This window comes from Kitasatospora papulosa (assembly GCF_000717245.1).
GTDB classification, from domain to species: domain Bacteria; phylum Actinomycetota; class Actinomycetes; order Streptomycetales; family Streptomycetaceae; genus Streptomyces; species Streptomyces papulosus.
The window spans coordinates 12,443-29,807 of sequence record NZ_JNYQ01000017.1; the positions used below are offsets into that span (position 1 = coordinate 12,443).

The window sequence follows — 17,365 nt, forward strand, 5'->3', positions numbered from 1 at the left end:
CGCCGCTCAGTACGGAGCAGCGCTCGCCGTAGCCCTCATGACCCTGACGGGGTGTTCGTCAGGCGCCTCGGGGCTGCGCAGCATGTCCACAGCCAGCGCACCGTCTCCGGAAGCGCTCACCTGGAGCGAGTGCGGGAAGAACCTGGAATGCACCACGATCGAGGTGCCGCAGGAATACACCGAGCCCGCCGGCACGCAGATCCCGCTCGCGGTCATGCGGCACCGGGCCACTGATCCCGGCCATCGCATCGGCAGCCTGGTCTTCAACCCGGGCGGGCCCGGGGTCTCCGCCACGGAAACACTGCGCAATCTGCCCGAGACAGCTGGCACTCCTGGCGCATTCTCGCCCGCCGTGCTGGCCACATTCGACATCATCGCGATGGACCCGCGCGGCGTCGGCCGATCGCAGGCCGTTCACTGCTTGACCGACGAGCAGCGAGTCGATGCCGCAGGCACCGCCTTCGACCCTTCTGTCCCGGGGGGTAAGCCCCTGCCCCAACTACTGGCCGATACCGCCGCGTTCACCAGCGGCTGTGCCAAACATCAGAGCAAGAAGTTCTTGGCCAGCCTATCGACCGACAACGTGGCTCGCGACATCGACCAGGTTCGCTCCGCCCTCGGCGAAAACAAGATCACGTACTACGGCTTGTCCTACGGCACCGTGGTCGGACCGATGTATGCCACCCTGTTCCCTCATCGCGTCCGCCAGATGGTGCTCGACGCGCCCGTAGACACCAACCAGTGGTTCGGTAACTCCCTGCTCTTCCAGAACGACGTCGCCGTGGCCAGCGAACGGACCCTTAACGCCTGGTTCAAGACCTGCCGTACCGAAGGGACCGCAGTATGTCCCTTCGGTGCAGGCGACCCGGAGGCAGCGTTCGACACGCTGATCGACACACTGGAAGCGGAGCCCCTGAAAATCACACCCGCCAAGGGCGGCGCCTTGGGCGGCGAACTCGACGGCGCCATGACCCTCGAGGCCACCCGGGCCCTGGCCGGCGACCAGAATGCCTGGCCGTTGCTCACCTCGGCGCTGCTGGCCGCTCAGAAGGGCAACGGCGCGCCCCTCTACACCCTGTGGAGCAGCGTCACGGTATCCCCCTTCCCGGTCCCGACCGCGATGTTCGAAGCCCACACCGCGGTGCGCTGCGCCGACTGGGAGACCCCGACCGGCATCGCCGCGCACAAGGCAGCAGCCAGCAAGGCCACCGCTGACGCGAAGCGCATCGGCCCCCGGGCTGCCTACTCCGCCTTGAACTGCGCTCGGCGGCCCGCACCGAACAAGGACCGCCCCAGCAAGCCGCTCACGGGCGCCGGTGCACCGCCGGCGCTGGTGGTCGGGGGGCGGCTGGACCCGGTCACACCCCACCACTGGGCCGAGAACATGACCCGGACCCTGGACTCCGCGGTCCTGCTCACACGTGAAGGAGTCGGGCACGGCTCGTACGGCACCAACACGTGCGTCAACAGCGCGGTCGACGCCGCTCTCATCCACGGTACCCATCCCGCCGACGGCGCCGTATGCAAGACAGAAAAGCCGGCCACCACCCGCCCCGTTGTCTTCGGAGACCGTTGATTCACAGTCGGCCTCGCCGGCACATGCACGGAATAGCCCTTGAGCATAGGACTGATTGGCGGGCTGACTCACGTTCAAGGTCTCGACTGATAGGTGTCCCTCAGTCCTGCCGCACACTTACCCATCACGATTCGCGGGACAGCTCTCAGGTGATCCTCTTGCAGCATCCCGCCCGTTCCTGATCGTGCGCCAGCTCGACGAAAAAGCGCACCCAAAAACGGGAAGAAATTAGTCCACCGTCATGGCCCCGAGGTGGTCGCAGTGATGGGAAACCGCACCGCCACCGGCCACCGCGGTCATACCAGCGTTCTTTCCCGGCTGTATGAGCGCGCGCCCACGACACCCATAGCACCCCGATTTCGTGGCGCCTGACACAGCAACACGTCCAGGCCACCGGAATGTGGGCGCGGGAACCGTCATAGGCGCATGCCCCGCCCTGCGCGTCCTGTTGACGACACGGATGTCAGTCACGCCTCATGGCGATCACCTCGGCCCACACGGTACAGAAGATCACTGAATGTCCACTTTTCGGGCGCTTGGAACTATGCCGTAACGTCATCAGTTTCACGGCCCGAGTTGGAGGTAGGAGACCCGCCAGAAGGCAATACAGCGTCAAAGAAATGACAGTCACCCCCTACAGATGGGCGAGTTGTTGCTTTTCCGCCGATTTCCTCAACAGTCACCCAAGGAACGGACGGCGAGACCGGCAGGTTTTCACTACTGAACATTTTTCGCCCATTCATCGGCAGAAATACTTTCTCACTTATGCCAACACGCTGGAGATTTCTCGTGTCCAAAACTCTCGCCCAGAAGCTGTATCTGCTCTGCTACACCGTCAAGAAGGAGAAGTTCCAGCTCGACAACATTCAGGGGCGCGGCCAGTTGCTGCGAGCGGGAGCGATGACCCAGCTGACCCGTGACGGCCTGCTGGACGCCACGGGGGGTAAGGTTCGGCGGCTTGCCGGCAGTCCGCCCGAGGACCCGTTCGTTGCCTCGGTCTGGTGCGACCTGCCCGACGACAGGCCTAAGGGCTGGCTCAAGTTCTTGCACAACAAGGCGCATAAAGCCGAAACCCCCGTCCGCGACCAACTGCTCGCCTCCGGGGAGGTCGCCATCACGCGGGAAAGGAAGCTGGGAGTCGTACCCACCAACAGGGTCACCGTGAATCACCCGGACCTGGTGCACGCCCTGCAGGACCGAGTGCGCTCGACCGTGCTCGACGGAGCTCCCGACGAGAACCTGACGGACGAGCTGGCCATGGCCGTCCTGGCAGTGGAACTGGAGCTGACCTCGGTCTGGAGCAAGGAAGAGCGTCGCGCCCACAAATCCGGCCTCGAGGCTCAGGCGGCGCGGTTCGACGCGTTCGTCCCCGGACTGCGCAAGGCGCTGCGCGACTCATATCTCGCGAGCCGGGCCGTGGGAGGCGGCTGGAGCGCCTGACGGAACGGCCGCGACGTGTAATTCCCGAGTGACGCTGAATCTGCAGCACGAGACCAGGAGTGATCAATGTCCCGACTCGAAGGCGAGCACGCGCCCTCCCCCACTCCCGACCGGAGCGACACGAGCGTGCCCTCCCCCGCCCCAGGGTCGCCCATGCTTGAATCCATGGGCGGCACGGCGGGCTTCGTCTACTCGACCGTCCCGGTCGTGGTGTTCGTGATGGCACTCGCCTTACTGTCTACGAAGGCGGCCGTGATAGCGGCCATCGCGACCGGTGTGGTGCTGACCGTGACCCGGCTGATGCGCGGGGAACGCCTCCTCGCCGCCTCCGGCAGCCTGACTGGTGTTCTGATCGCGGCAGGCATCGTCGCGCTCACCGGTTCCGCAAAAGACTTCTTCCTGCTGGGTATCTGGGTAGCCTTCGCAGGTTTCCTCGCCACCTTCAGTTCGGTTCTCCTTCGTCGGCCCCTGACCGGCGTGGCGTGGAACCTCCTGCATAAGGGCACGTACACCTGGCGCGAGGACCGTGCAGTGTTGCGGGCACACGACATCGCCACCCTCGCCGCAGCGCTCGTCCTCGGATCCCGATTCGCGGTGAAGCAGTGGCTGTACGTACACGACGCCACCGGCTGGCTCGCCTTTGCGAAGATCGCCATGGGCACCCCCCTCACCGTGGTCGCCGCGCTCGTCGTCGCCTGGGCCTTCCGCACCTCGTCCAAACGCCTGGTGAACGGCCCAGCGGACCGAAGCACCTCTCAGCGAGAGGCCGCACTTCCCCCTCGCCAGGATGCGTCCAGGTAGCGAGCCGTCACATCACATCACCGAAGAAGGGGCCTCGGATGTCGATCAGCCACACGCACACGGGGTCGGTCAGGGACCTCGGAGCATTCGAGCGGACCATCGATCTCTACATGCGCCGAAACCCCGTCCAGTTCTCCCTCGTCGCCGAGATCGACCGGGAAGTCTCCGAGCAGATACTGGCGCGTGCACTGCGGGATGTGCAGGCACGTCACCCGTTGCTCCGGGTCTCGGTCGACCGCAAAGCTCCCCAAGCTCGATACCGCTGGGCAGAGAGCCCGATCAGGGTCGACACCGCAGCGGAGGGAACTCCCTGGCAGGCGGTCGTAGCTGGTGAGCAGACACGCCCCATAGCGACGGAGCCGGGCCCACTGGTACGCACCGTGCTCATTCCCGCTGAGGCCAGCAGCTTCATCGTGCTGACCTTCGCCCACCAGATCACCGACGGCACCGGCGGCATGCGCGTGTTGGCGGACCTCGTCGCCGCCCTCGACGGTGACGAGGTGCACGGCCGGACGAGCAGCTCAGGATGGGATGTACCGCCGTCCCAGGAAGACCTCCTACTGGCTCTCGACACGACGGTGCCACCCGTGGGGCCACCGCAGAATGACCTGATGAACGCCCCCGGCAAGCTGACCCCGTACACGGCACGGGCACCGCACGTGTCCGCTCTGGCCCTTCAAGGCGGCCTGACCGCAAGGCTCGTGACCCGCTGCCACGCCGAGAATGTGTCGGTGCACGCCGCACTGTGCGCTGCCGCCAGCACAGTCTTCCACCGAGCGGGCCGCAGACGGGTGAGAGTGCTGAGCCCGATCGACCTGCGCCGGGCCGCAGGTCTGCCTGACGCCGTCGCAAACCGGTTCGCCGGAGCACGGACTGAGAGCCAGACATCCCAAGCAGAGAACTTCTGGGAATTGGCCCGGCACCATCACCAGGAGCTGGAACACCAGCGGACACCGCAGATGCTCAAGGCAGGCTCGGAGGCGCTGGCCCAACAGGCACCGGTCACATCCGAGGAAGCCGAAGCGATGATGACCATGGCGACCGCCGCCGACATCCAGATCACCAATCTCGGGGTGGTACAGGCATCGGATCACAACCGCACCTGCCTCACCGCTGTGTGGGGACCGGCGCAGACGACCCAACTGGCCGGTGAGCACGTCCTGGGTGTCGCCACTATCGGGGGGCGCCTGCGCATGACGGAGCTGACCCACGACCCTGTGGCCGTTCTGCTGCCCGACATGGCAGCCGTTCTCGCTCAGCAGTGCGCCGAGCCAGACTCGCCATCCTCCTGATCTGTTCAGGACGCGGCATTCCCTCTCCCACAGCAATACACAGGAGTGACCATGCAAACCCCTACCGATACCCACGACGCAGTCAGCGCTGCCTTGCTTGCCGAGCTGTGTTCCCATGTCCCTGCGGACCGGGTGCTCACCGACGGACCCGAGTACGCACGAGCCGTAGCCTTGTTCAACGCGGCCGTCGATGTCCGCCCTTCCGTGGTCGTGCGGTGCTCCACCAGCGCTGACGTGCAGGCCGGGGTACGCGCGTCTCGCAACCACGGGGTACCGCTCTCCGTGCGTGGCGGGGGTCACGACTTCTGGGGCAGGGCTTTCCGTCCCGGTGGGGTGGCTCTCGATCTGACCGGTATGAGGGACGTGCAGATCGACGTCAACCACCGCTGCGCGACGGTGGGTGGCGGGGCGCTTTCGTCAGACGTCGTCTCGGCCGCCGAGCGAGTGGGCCTTTCTGCCGTGACCGGAACGGCGGGCTCTGTCGGAATGGTCGGGCTCACTCTCGGCGGCGGGTACGGTCCCCTCCTCGGGCAGTTCGGGCTCGCAGCCGACAACCTGCTCGGCGCCGAAGTCGTCCTCGCCGACGGTTCACAAGTGACAACCGACGCCGAACATCACCCTGATCTCTTCTGGGCCTTGCGCGGCGGCGGCGGAAACTTCGGAGTCGTGACCTCAGCGCGGATACGGCTGCACCCCGTTCCGACAGTGGTGTCGGGGACCATCCTGTATCCGATAGACCAGAGCGCCGGCATTCTGGCCGACCTGGGCGGGATCCTGCAGAGCAGTCCCGACGAGCTGACCGTAGACGTGGGCTTCCTTCCCGGCCCGGACGGCAAGCCGGCGGTGTACGTCGCGCCGACATGGTCGGGGGATCTGGAGATCGGGAACGCCGAGAACGGGCCAGTACATTCCCTGGCCAGGCTCGGTACACCCGTGTTCGCCGAGGTCGGGCCAGTCGCCCGTTCCACGACCCTGGACGCGACGGACGCCATGTTCCCACCCGGACGCATGGGCGCAATTCGCACGCGGACCGTGCAGAGCGTCACGGGCCCCCTCGCGACCGTCCTGGACCGAGCAGCACAGCAGTTCACCTCACCGTTCTCGGCGATCGTGTGGCATCAGTTCCACGGTGCAGCCACCCGCCCTGCTCTCGGCTCCACAGCTTTCGGCCGACGCGAACCGCATCTGATGGTCGAGCTGATCTCCATGTGGGAGAACAGCGAGAACAGGGAACACACAGGCGGTGGCGACGGGGGATCCTCACATCTGCGCTGGCTGGAAGACACTCACACAGCTCTCGAACCGTTCTCCCTGCCCGGCGGCTATGTGAACTTCCTGGGGCCGGAAACTCCCGACCAGGTTGCGGGCTCCTACGGGGCGAACACTGAACGGCTGCTCGCCATAAAGTCTGCAGTCGACCCGGACTCAGTCTTCAGCGCCACACCGCTCCCGACGGATACGTCTTATCCCGGATCCTCGCCGGTGTGAGACAGAGGGAACATCGGCACCTCCTGTCCGCGAGATCGGCACCTCGCCTGCGCACCCTACCGATCCAGGACGGAAGCCTGCAGGTGTGCCATCCACGGTGTCGGCACGCAGCAAGGTGGGTGCGTGCTCTTTCGGCTCTGATCCTGGTCTGCTCGAGGCGCACCGGTGAAGCACACCGGGCCGCCACGAGCAGACCAGGCGTGTCGAGGGACGCGTCGGGAGAGGCACGTCGCTTGGCCGAGCGCCTACAACCTGGGCTGCGATGGGGCATTCCGTCTGCCGTGCCCGGCCCGGCCGGAAAGTTGCCTCTCCCGACACGTGCACGTGGCCCGGCAACGGATCCTCATCCAATTCCTGTCCCCGGGCGACACGAGGATTTCATCACATCGGAAGGAGCGTCGATCCATCGTATGTGCCGTGTGGATGCTCGCGAACATGCCAATCCGCGAGCATCCCGGCCCGTGATCGCGGGACTCGATGAAGACACCGCCGGGCCTTTCCTACGGACCCGGGGGCCGTCGACTGCTTCCCCAACACCGGTCGGATGCGTCCCCATGGGTCCGGGAGTACGACCTCTCTCGCCGATGGCAGCAGAACGGCATCTTGCCGGTCACGCGCATTCACGCCCGTCCCGAGCCCCTCGGGCCTCTGCGGGTTCGCACGGGGGTCGTTCACGCTGAGGGCAGCGCCTCTGTCGGGGGGTGCCCCTATGTCTATAGTCAAGGCACTCTGTCCGCCATGAGCGATGAAGCGTGTGTGGACGAGCAGGGCGGTAAGGGCATGCGGCCATGCGTCTTTTGTAATCACCCTGTCGTAATCGACTCGCTCGACGAATGGGACTGCCCTGTGTGCGGCGACGCTGGTGAGGGTCAGGCAGCTATGGCTGGCCGGGATTCGTAGAAGGTCAGTGCCTGGGTGTGGTGCTTGCCTTGGGCGATCTTCTTGTCGTAGTAGGCCCGGGAGGCCGGGTCGGCCAGGGCGGCGAACGTGGCAAGGAAGAAGGCCCGTTTGAGCTGCTTGTTGCCCCTGCGGGAGGGCTGTTCGCCGCGGATCGAGGCCCCCGAGCTCCGGGTCGCCGGGGCGAGACCGGCATAGGCGGCGAGGTGGTCGGCGGTGGGGAAGGTGCTGCCGTCGCCGGCCTCGATCAGGGTGCGGGCTCCGGCCCTGACGCCGACTCCCGGCATCGATGTCAGGACCTTGGCAAGGGTGGTCCTCCAGGAGTTCCTCGATCCGCCCGGCCAGCAGCTCGCTGGTCGAGCACGGCGGCGAGCGATCTGGCCAGGCTCGGGACGATCAGCGCGGCCGCCTCGGTCCCCGGGACCGTCACGGTCTGCTCGTCCAGGGCGGCGAAGATCTCCTCGATCAGCCGCTCGGCCATTCTCAGCGCCTTCGGCCGCAGCAGGGTGACCAGCCGCCGACGTCCGGGCTTGCGGATCTGTGCCGGGGAGCCGAACCGTTCCAACAATGTGGGACGGCCGGATGCTGCGCCCGCGGCCCCAATACCCGTTCCAGCGAGGGATGGATCTGGGTCAGCAGGCCGTGCAGCCGGTTGGCGACCCGGGTGGCTTCGCCGGCCAAGTCGTCGTCGAATCCGACGATCATCTCCAGCTCGGCGATCGTCTCGTCCTGGCCGTCGATCGCCCGCAATCTGTGCGGCATCGCGCGGGATGCGTCCGCGATGATGAACGCGTCCTTCGCGTCGGTCTTGGCCTCGCCCGGGTAGAGGTGGGCGATCCACCGCATCGTCAGGCCGGGCAGGTAGGCGATCGGGCAGCCCATGTCCCGGGCGACGGCCAGCGGCAGGGCGCCGATCGAGGCCGGTTGGTCGACCACGACCAGCAGGGTTCCGTGCTTGGCCTGGAGTTTCGCGAACAGCTCGCGGAGCTTGGGATCGGTGTTGGGTAGGCGCTTGTCGAAGGCTTTCTTCCCGGCGGGGGTGACGGCGGTGGCTTGGTGTTCGCCCTTGCGGACGTCCAGGCCGAGGATGTCGCCGGTGTCGCTCACGTACAGGCCCCTCCATCACGCTTTCGGCCGGCCTTGCCAGGGCACCGAGCTGCCACACCCGCGTTACGGAGAGCTCTTCCGGCCTGGGTGAAGCCGGTGCTCAAGCCCATCATCAGCAGTTGGTCGATGCCTCCGGGCCCGGTGACACCGCCCCCCGGATCATGAACAAGCAGCCCCGGGGGGAACCAGGCCGCACGGACCGAGGGACAGGCCCCGGCCACCATGCCGACCGTTACGGCACAGAGGCAGCCAGCTACGACCTAGGTCAGGGGATGACGGACGGCCAACCACTTGAAGGTCATTAGCTGGCCACCGGTTCGTGCGCCGCCGTGCGGCAAGAGACGACCGATTCTTCGTACCGGGCTGTGTCCTCCCATGAGCGAAATGCCCCGGCAGCTGAGCCACGCAGGGAGTCTGCGAGGCGTACACCGCATCATGGTCAGCATCACCCGCGCGTCACTCCTGCCGCTTCAACTGCTGTCCCGTCCCCGGTTACCCGGTCGGTTGTTCTTCCGACTTGCCGATCGACTCCTCCGCGGCGCATGTCTTGTCCTTGACAGGGAGCTTTCCGGTTGTCAGATATCTGGTCACGGCGTCGTTGGCGCAGGTATTGGAAGCATTCGGGTAGATGCCGTGGCCACCTTGGTCGACGGTGACCATCGTGGCCCGCTTGCCAAACGCCTTCCGCAACTCTTTAGCCCCAGCCAACGGCGTGCCAGGATCGCGCTCGTTCTGCACCATGAGAACGTTCGACGGTCCCCGGTTACCGATCCGCACCTGCGGCTCAATGCCGTTGCTCGGCCAGAAGGCACACGGCCCGATATTGGACATGGATCCGCCCACCAGCGGGTACTTCACGCGGTCCACCTCAGTGCTGTGTTGATATTGGGCGATCGACTTCGGCCAGCGGCTGTCGTTGCAGGTCACGTAGTAACGCGAGGCCGTGGAGTTCTCAGGGCCCGGCACTGACGGGCTCGGCGGTACCGGTTCACCCGTGTCCAGGCCTGCCAGGTCTGCGCGATAAGGGGCATGTGGGAGTCGAGGTACAGCAGGCTGAACGTGTCCAAGCGGAAGCGTGTCCCGTCATATCCCTGGGACGGCTTCTTGTCCAGTCGCTCCGCAAGTTCGTTAAATTCCCGCTCCACGCGCCGGGGGGTGGCGCCCAGACCGCACTCCGGGTGCGCAGCGGCGTACTTCGCGAAGTCCGGGAACCGGTCCTCCATGCCCCGGCCGAACAGCCGCATGGCCCTGACGTCGTACCCCCTCGGGCCAAGATTGCTGTCCAACACAAACCGGTCGCTCCTCTTCGAGAAGAGCGTCGCGTAGACCGCGCCGAGGGAAGTACCGTAGGAGGTGCCGAGGTACGAGATCTTCGACTCGCCGAGGGCGATCCTGATCCGATCCATGTCACGTGCGGTGTTAGCGGTGCTGACGTGCGGCAGCATCCACGACGTCGCCGAGTGGGCGCACTGCCGGGCGACGTCCCGGGCGTAGCCGGCCTCCTTGGTGACGTCGGCCGGGGTCCGCGCATACACCGGCCGGTGCTCCATCTGCTCGGACGTGAGGTCGCAGGTCACCGGGGTACTGCGGCCGACGCCGCGCGGGTCGAAGCCGATCAGGTCGTACGAGTCCTGCACCTCCTGCGGCAGCCCCGAGACAGCGAGCACATATGGATACCCGAGGCCGCCGACGCCCGGACCGCCCGGGTTGACAAGCAGCGCGCCTTGCCGCTTCGAGGGGTTCTCGCTCTTGATCCGGGAAACAGCAATGTCGATCGTGCGGCCACCCGGGTCCTTGTAGTCCAGGGGGACGCCCAGCGTCGCACACTCCAACTGGGGGGCTGCGGCCTTGCCGAACCTCCGCTGGGCCTTCGAACCACCGGTCTTCTTCTGCGTGTCCTTGCACGAGCCCCACTGAAGGGTGCTGTTCCTCGCCTCGGCGGTGTCCGAGGTCTTCGCCAGCGATACCCCGACGATGGCGGTCACCGCCACGGCGGAGGTAGTAAGGCCGAGGGACAAGCCCCTCTTCCTGTACATGTGATGATCTCCTCGGGTGTCAGATGTCAGGTTTTGTCAGCCGGATGGGCAGACGGCACGCTTCAGGAGCTTGTGCGTAGTGCTCCCACGGGATCAGGCACTCGGTACTTTCAGTCAGGTCCGAACTGAAGCCCTCGGTAGCCGCAGAACGCGAGGCTGCGGACCGCGACCAGCCCAAGCAGGAATGTCCGTCCGCGAGGCGGCCGCGCACTTGGTCGAAGAGCTCTGCCAAGCTCAGGCCCCTGGTCCAGACCCCAGCGAATTGCCGTGAGGGGCATCAGCGGCGTGCGCACCATCCCCGAGGCATGCAGAGCGAGGTGGTCGCCTCCACCACCGTGTACTCCATTCCGTGTCCAGTCCGTCCGATACACGAACAATTCTGTTTCAGCGGGCATCCCGATTACATCGGACCGATGGCTTGCCCCTTCCTGGACCTTGGTAGAAGGGGTTCTACGCCCAAGGTCGGGGTGGGGTATACCTTGGTCTACCGCCCGGATGTGAAGAGCCTGGTGGGATCATGTCGGTGAACTCGGACAAGACCGTTTCGCCGGGTGTCGGTAGACCTGTCGGCTGGGGCAGCCGTGGCGGCGGTGCCCAAAAGGCCTCACCACCGGCCACCGCTCCATGCAGCTCCCGGTATCAGACGGTTGGCTCTTTCAGGTCGGCCAACCGTCATAAACGCCTGCTGAATGCCGGACGCTGGGCACTGTCTCCTGGAGAGATGGCATGCCTGAAGCACCCGTATCGTCCGCTGCCTTTCAGGGCAACGGATGCTTCCTGCTTGTCGCTGCTGCCTGCCCTAGTTGTGCTCGACAGACAACCGCTGCGCCAGCCGACCGCTGCAACAGGGAACCCAGCCGCGCTTAAAACACCCTCGAAGGATGCGATTTGGCCGATTCTGGTTTCGAACGGCGTCAGGAACGACCGTCACGGCGCGCGGACGGCCCTTTGAAGACCATGACGTGAGAGCAGAGTGGGTCAGGGGTGAGAGTAGGGCGTGGGTCCAGGACTTGGGGAGGTAGAGCTCGCGGTCGGCGAGAGCGTCGCCGCGGGTGGTGGGGTAGGCGGGGAAGACGCCGATCTGGCAGTTATAGGTGCGGCCGGCAGTCAGGAGCACTGCCGGCCGCACTCTGGTGGAAAACCTCGTGGACGATCAGGATGACCTTGTCAGTGCCGAGGTGATCGGAGACGTATCCCCGCAGGTCGTCGCTATCTCTTCGGGGATCGTGGCCCTGTCAGCCTGACCAAGTGGCTCTGTCGGTTACCGAATCAGGAATGGTTCACGGCGGGCTCCGGAGGAAGACGGCGGGCTCAGCACGGGCCCCGTTTTGCGCGTGCACCACCAAGTGATCGCGGTGATTACGATGACGGCGAGCGCCGGAAGGAGCAGGGTGGGGGAACCGACACCGGAAGACCGGTCGGAGAGCTGCGCGCCCAGGTCGACGCGCAGCAGCGATGCGCCGAGCAGGGCGTCCGTATTAAGAATGGCATGGAGGATGATCGCGATCTCCAGGCCCCCGGTGCGCCAGGTAATGATCGCCAGGCAGGTCCACAGTACGAAGTACCAGACGTTGATGTAGAGGTCGGTGGAACCGTGCACAGCCGTGAAGAGCACACTCGACACGAGTACCCCGGCGACAACTCCCGCTCGTGAGCTGCGGGTCCAGCTACCGATGACGCGGAAGATCAACCCGCGGACGCCGTATTCCTCTCCCGTCGTCTGCAGTGGTGTGAGAAGGAGGGTGGCGACGAACATGCCGATGAGGTCGGAGCGGGACCAGGCCACCTCGGTACTCGGGGCCAGCAGACCGATCAGGTTCACGACGGCCCAGAGGGGGCCGAACACGAGAAGGGCCTTGCCGAACAGGTCGAACCGGAAACGCGAGGTCACCGAGTGCAGTGAGGCGCAGGGCACGCCGTAGAGCCAGCGCTGGATGAGCATGCTCCACGGGATAAGCAGGGCGAGTGAAATCATCGAGCCAGCGTGGAAGAGCGGAGTGTAGTCGTCGCCGCCGATGATGGGCGGGGTGTCGCCCATCCGCTGGTCGATGGGGGCGAGCGCCCTGCCGACGGCGGTGGGGAATATGACGAATCCGGCCAGCAGCAGGACGACCGCCAGAATGCCGCGTCCGATGCGGCGTTTCTCACCGGCGAGGATGCGGTGGTAGGCCACTGCGCTGGGTACGGCACGGTCGTTGTGCGGCGGGGCGGGCATGAGGAGCCAGCTGTGTGTGGTCACCGTGTTCATGTGCCTTTCTCTCTTGGACGGATCTGCGGTCAGCGGCGTCGGACAGGGAGGAGTACCGCAGCGGAGGGCGCGCCCCGCGCTTGCCAGGACGGCTCCGGTGCCCAGGGCGGTGTTCAGTCACACAGGCAGGTGGCGGGCATTTCGGATGTCTCGCGCTCCCCCTCCCCCGCCAGTCGCATTTTTGGAAGGGGTTCGGCGAACTGCAGCAGGTTCAGGGCCACACCGATCAGAAGCAGCAGCACCGAGACAATGCTGATGTCGTTGCTCAGCTTCGGATGGCCGGCGCCCAGCTGCGCTCGCCATCCCTAGGCAAGGCCGGACGGGAGGGCGCTGATGCGGTTGTCCGGCCGTTGGGCATAGCGAGACGCCTATTCCCGAAGTTGCTCGGCGCCATCTCGATGGTGTCGCCTTCGATTGGGAAGATCCGCAGCCAGCTTCGCCTGGACCGCATGCCTTGCGTCCTGAAGCAGGCGTACTCGGATCTTGCCGCCTTCCGGCCGCGCCCCGCCCGCACGTTGACGGCATACGTCCGGGTGTGGCAGTCGGCAGTGTCAAGGCGCAGCCAGAACAGCGATGGCAGAGGTAGCTGCCGACAACGGAATGCCGCAGTTCCCTTCGGCCTCCTAACATGGAGCACTTCGCCCGCCGTCGCTCTAATGACATGCGTCTGCACCTTCCAGCCGTCACCCCCGATGCCACTAGTACACCGTGTCAGCAAAACGCTAGCACGGTGTACTAGTGTTTGCGTAAGGGCTCAAGGAGCAGATCAAGGCAAGGTAACGATCCTTCCCTTGATCGTGGACACCTGAAGACTGGGACCTGAGGCTCCGGAAGAAATAGCACCAGGTGGGAAGCAAGTGCATGAAGCGGTGCACCGCAGAGTTCAATGGGAACGCCGTCGCGCTCGTCGACTCGGCGGACAAGACGGTCACCGTAGTCGTGCCAGGAAGCTCGGCATCAGCTCGGAGCCCCCGCGCGGCTGCTACCGCCCGGCCCAGGGTCTGACTCGCTACGGCGAGGAACCGGGCCGCACGCAGGGCCGCAGAACAGAGCCCGTGCACGAGATCACCGTGATCCCCGTCGGCTCGCGCCAGACCTGTGGCGTCCCGCTCTTCTATGGCGGACTGCGGCGGCTGGGATGGCGGCGAACCGCCAACGGGTCGCCCGCCTCATGCGCTGGCACGGAGTACAGGGCATGACCCGCCGCAAGCTCCGTTCGATGACCAGGCCAGACAGGAAGACCGAGCCAGCCCCAGATCTGATCAGCCACGGCTTCCGCGCCGCTGTGGCAGGCACGAACTGGTCGGCAACATCACCGCGCTGCCGACCGGCGAGAGCTGGCTCTACCTCCTGCTGGACCTGGCCACCTGGGAGGTAGGCGGCTAGTCGGTGGACACCACCACCGCGCCGAGCTCGTCGTCGACGCACTCGACATGGCCCACGGCCGCGGTGCGCTCTGCAATCCAGCTGCGCCGATCCACAGAAAGCGCGGCAGCGAGTCCCCCCGGAACCGAATGCCTGAATCGCAATGCGTACTCGGAAAAGCCGAAGTCTACGGCCCTCTGAGCCAGGGTGTCGTGCTTGCGCGCTTACGCCATATCAACGAGCGCGCGTCGGTACGTCGAGAGCTTGCAACGGCTGCCGCTCTCGCGGGTGAGGGTGGGTACGGTGCCGTACTCGATCAGCGCACGGGGCAGATCGAGTACGGCTGGTTGGGACACCGAAGAGGCAACTGCGCTGAAGAGTTGAGGAGCCTTGACGGCGACCCCGAAGACTCTTGGTGCGGCTGGTGCCGGCGTAGTCGGTGTGTCATGGACAGCTTCCTGGAGGTCTGTTGGGTGATTGGTGGGAGGGGCGACGGCTGGTGCTATAGCGATGAAGCCCTCGGAAGGCGTGAAATCGGGCTGCGTTCGTTGGGCCAGCTCCTCCGCCCCTGGAGGGTTTCGCGTTTGAAGGTCACTTCGAGGGACTCGCCGAGAGCGTTGTCCGCGCTGGACGCGGCCGTCCACACGCTTCGCCAAACGCTCGTGTACTGAACTCCGTTGTCTGCGTGCATGGTCGTCCGACGAGTCTGCCGGGCGCCCGCTGACTTTTGCGTCGGCCACCTGGCGGGCAGCCAGGTCGGCGGCTGTCCGGCGCCATTAGCAGAAGCTCGAGCGGTTCCCTCCGAGGACGCTACAAAGCCGCTTTCAACCGTAGCGGCGCTGATAGTCGGCGACGCACCAGAAGCGGTCACCAGTGCGTCTCCAGCGAAATTCTGCGCCGCCTTCCGCGAATCTCGCGTTCCTCCCCGAGCTCACGGACCCTCTTCCGGCATCAGGCGTCAATGCTGGCTTCCTCCTCGGACACCCTGTCGGCGCGGCTACGGTACGGGGAAGCCGGCCCACACGCCCTGCCCTTCGGCCGCAGGTATGTAGATCAGCCTGTTCTGCTGACGAAGGGCCCGTCGTTCGCGAAGACGATCTTGGCGAAGTTGTCGCCGATGCGGCGGTGTCCTTCAGGACTGGGATGGATCCCGTCCGGCAGGGGGAGCTCTTCGTGGTCATTCTGGCCGTAGAGGTCGAGCCCGTCGAGGTAGTGGAGGTTCGGGTCTTCGGCGGACCGCTGCTTAACGATGTCGGCCAGGACCTCGCGGACGATTACGAGCGTCAACCGCCCGGCAGTAGTCTCGGCCGGATCACCGGTGGCCATGAACTTCAGGGTGCCACTGGAGAGGTCAGGCATGAGAGGTCCGGGGGTGTTCTCCTGTGTCGGACACAGGACCGGGGAAACCAATAGCAGGGGGGTCGTGGGGTGGCCCTCGCGGATGGTGTCAAGGAAGCCATGGATGGCGGGAACGAAGGCACGGAGGCGCATGGCGTCACTGTTGACGACGTTGATGCCGAGCTTAAGGCTGATCAGGTCTGCGGGAGTGTCGCGTATGGCGCGAGCGGTGAACGGATCAACCAGTGCGCTTCCCCCGAATCCGAGGTTGATCAGATCCACATCGCCTGTGGACGCGGCCAGAGCAGGCCAGATGGTACTGGGGAAGACCGCGTTGGATCCGTGGCTTATAGAGCTGCCGTGGTGCAACCACACCCGACGCCCAATATGCGGGGCTGGCTCGACGGGGACGTCTGTGTGCAGGGCGATCACCTCGGTGATCTCCGCGTGGGGTAGCCAGATCTCGATGTCCTTTTCGCCAGCGGGGAGCTCGGTGAAGTGCGCTGTGCCAACGGGGCCCGGAGTGAATTCCGCGGCCTGGGTCTGCATGTCGGTGATGGTGCGTAGGTTGCCGCCTGCCACAGTGGTCTGGGCGGTGAGGCGGCCGCCGACCAGAAGGTCGTAGATGCCGTCCGGAGGAGGCGGGAAGCCCCGATAGGCACGTTTGGTCGGCAGGGCGTCCAGGCGGATGGTGGTGGCACTGGTACGAAAGGCAAGCCGGATGCCGGAGGGCTGGGCCTCGGCCACAGCCAGCAGGTCGTCGGGGATCTGGCGGCGGGCCCATGCAGGCAGCCGGTGCGGCAGCAGTCCGTGGGCAGTTTCCTCGAGGTCAAGGTGCCCACGCAGGAAGTCAGCGGTGATGGGGGTTCTAATCAGGTTCTGATCGGTGCTCATTGCCTCAGGTCCTTCAAATTTCGGGGTGGGTGTCGAGCCAGTCTGGGCTTGCCGTCGTGGGTAACGCGGCCTGTCAGGGGGGTGGATCGGCTCCGCAATGCGGTAGCCAAACAGTCCAGAGTTCAGGTTCCGGACTGCTGGGCATCGGTGTCGGTGTGGTCGAAGTCGCTGGCGACTCCAGGGAGGCCTAGCCGTGGAAGACGCTGCCCACATGCAAACCGCGTGTGAATGGTCCGGCGCTCTGTGAGGTCGTAACCGCACGGGAGCGCCCACGTCGTATACGCGTGCTAGACACCGGCCCTGGCCGCCGCGGTATGCGGGGCCAGGCGGAGCCGTGCTGCTTCGTACCGACCTGGGTGCGCCGTACGTGATTCCGGTAGGCGTTCACGAAGGCGGCCAGGGCGTCCCTACCTCCACGGTGGGTCCGAACATCGGCGACTCTGTCAGCAAGCTCCTCCAGTGCGAACAGTGCGATTTGCACTCTTGAGCTCGTGGGAGCTCTTGACGTGCGTGTAGAGACTCGCGGGCTGCACGTCGAAATGCCGAGGCGCGAGCGGACAGGGCCAAATGTTCGAAACCGGCCTCATCGGGGAGCTCGGTGCCAGCTACCCCCCCTCGGTCCCCCTCGAACCATAGCCTTTATCTAACTCGAGAATTCCTATGGCGATCATAGTTCTACCTAGGGGTACTAGGCAAATATGGAAGCGGTTCAGTAGAGCGTAGGCCACAAAAAGGTCTAAATCACAGAAAAAGTCACGGACGCGAGCAGTTGATGCACAGGAAGGCGACATCAGTGTTGGTCAGTCAGCACACCACTCTGTGGGCCCATCGAGGGACGGAGAGAACGGTGGATGGCGCCAGGTTCTGTATTGATCGCGAGCGT

General features: G+C 65.4%; 8 protein-coding genes and 4 pseudogenes. 5 read left to right on the forward strand and 7 right to left on the reverse strand.

Features of this window, described 5'->3' with window-relative positions:
- The first annotated feature begins 82 nt into the window (after positions 1-82).
- From IA22_RS0130025 to IA22_RS0130045, 5 genes are all read left to right on the forward strand, one after another.
- Entirely contained in the window at positions 83-1,576 is a 1,494-nt protein-coding gene (locus tag IA22_RS0130025) for an alpha/beta hydrolase (RefSeq protein ID WP_245229618.1), read from the forward strand.
- A gap of 789 nt (positions 1,577-2,365) precedes the next feature.
- A complete protein-coding gene (locus IA22_RS0130030; protein ID WP_097242885.1) occupies positions 2,366-3,016 on the forward strand; it encodes a GOLPH3/VPS74 family protein in 651 nt (216 codons plus the stop codon).
- Between the two features lie 165 nt (positions 3,017-3,181).
- Positions 3,182-3,817 (forward strand): DUF3159 domain-containing protein, encoded by a 636-nt coding sequence (locus tag IA22_RS0130035; RefSeq protein WP_234434695.1) that lies wholly within the window; start codon positions 3,182-3,184, stop codon positions 3,815-3,817.
- Positions 3,818-3,855: 38 nt separating this feature from the next.
- On the forward strand, positions 3,856-5,109 hold the full coding sequence (locus IA22_RS0130040; protein ID WP_030125399.1) for a condensation domain-containing protein: 1,254 nt from the start codon (positions 3,856-3,858) through the stop codon (positions 5,107-5,109).
- A 51-nt stretch (positions 5,110-5,160) separates the two neighbouring features.
- Positions 5,161-6,597 (forward strand): FAD-binding oxidoreductase, encoded by a 1,437-nt coding sequence (locus IA22_RS0130045; RefSeq protein WP_030125400.1) that lies wholly within the window; start codon positions 5,161-5,163, stop codon positions 6,595-6,597.
- Between the two features lie 869 nt (positions 6,598-7,466).
- On the opposite strand, the pseudogene IA22_RS34325 reads toward IA22_RS0130045, so the two are convergent.
- From IA22_RS34325 to IA22_RS38325, 7 genes and pseudogenes are all read right to left on the reverse strand, one after another.
- A pseudogene (locus tag IA22_RS34325) lies at positions 7,467-8,601 on the reverse strand (IS110 family RNA-guided transposase).
- A 492-nt stretch (positions 8,602-9,093) separates the two neighbouring features.
- Positions 9,094-10,637: pseudogene (locus IA22_RS34330) on the reverse strand (alpha/beta hydrolase).
- A 799-nt stretch (positions 10,638-11,436) separates the two neighbouring features.
- Positions 11,437-11,745 (reverse strand): annotated as a pseudogene (locus IA22_RS36860) (transposase); the annotation flags it as partial.
- A gap of 153 nt (positions 11,746-11,898) precedes the next feature.
- Complete coding sequence (locus IA22_RS0130065; RefSeq protein WP_234434710.1) at positions 11,899-12,852, reverse strand: CPBP family intramembrane glutamic endopeptidase; 954 nt, start codon at positions 12,850-12,852, stop codon at positions 11,899-11,901.
- Between the two features lie 146 nt (positions 12,853-12,998).
- Complete coding sequence (locus tag IA22_RS38050) at positions 12,999-13,127, reverse strand: hypothetical protein (protein ID WP_015575499.1); 129 nt, start codon at positions 13,125-13,127, stop codon at positions 12,999-13,001.
- Between the two features lie 2,176 nt (positions 13,128-15,303).
- Positions 15,304-16,482 carry a GDSL-type esterase/lipase family protein gene (locus IA22_RS0130080; protein WP_015575503.1) on the reverse strand — a complete coding sequence of 393 codons (1,179 nt, stop codon included), beginning with the start codon at positions 16,480-16,482 and terminating at the stop codon, positions 15,304-15,306.
- A 122-nt stretch (positions 16,483-16,604) separates the two neighbouring features.
- A pseudogene (locus tag IA22_RS38325) lies at positions 16,605-17,049 on the reverse strand (TetR-like C-terminal domain-containing protein).
- Between the last annotated feature and the right edge of the window lie 316 nt (positions 17,050-17,365).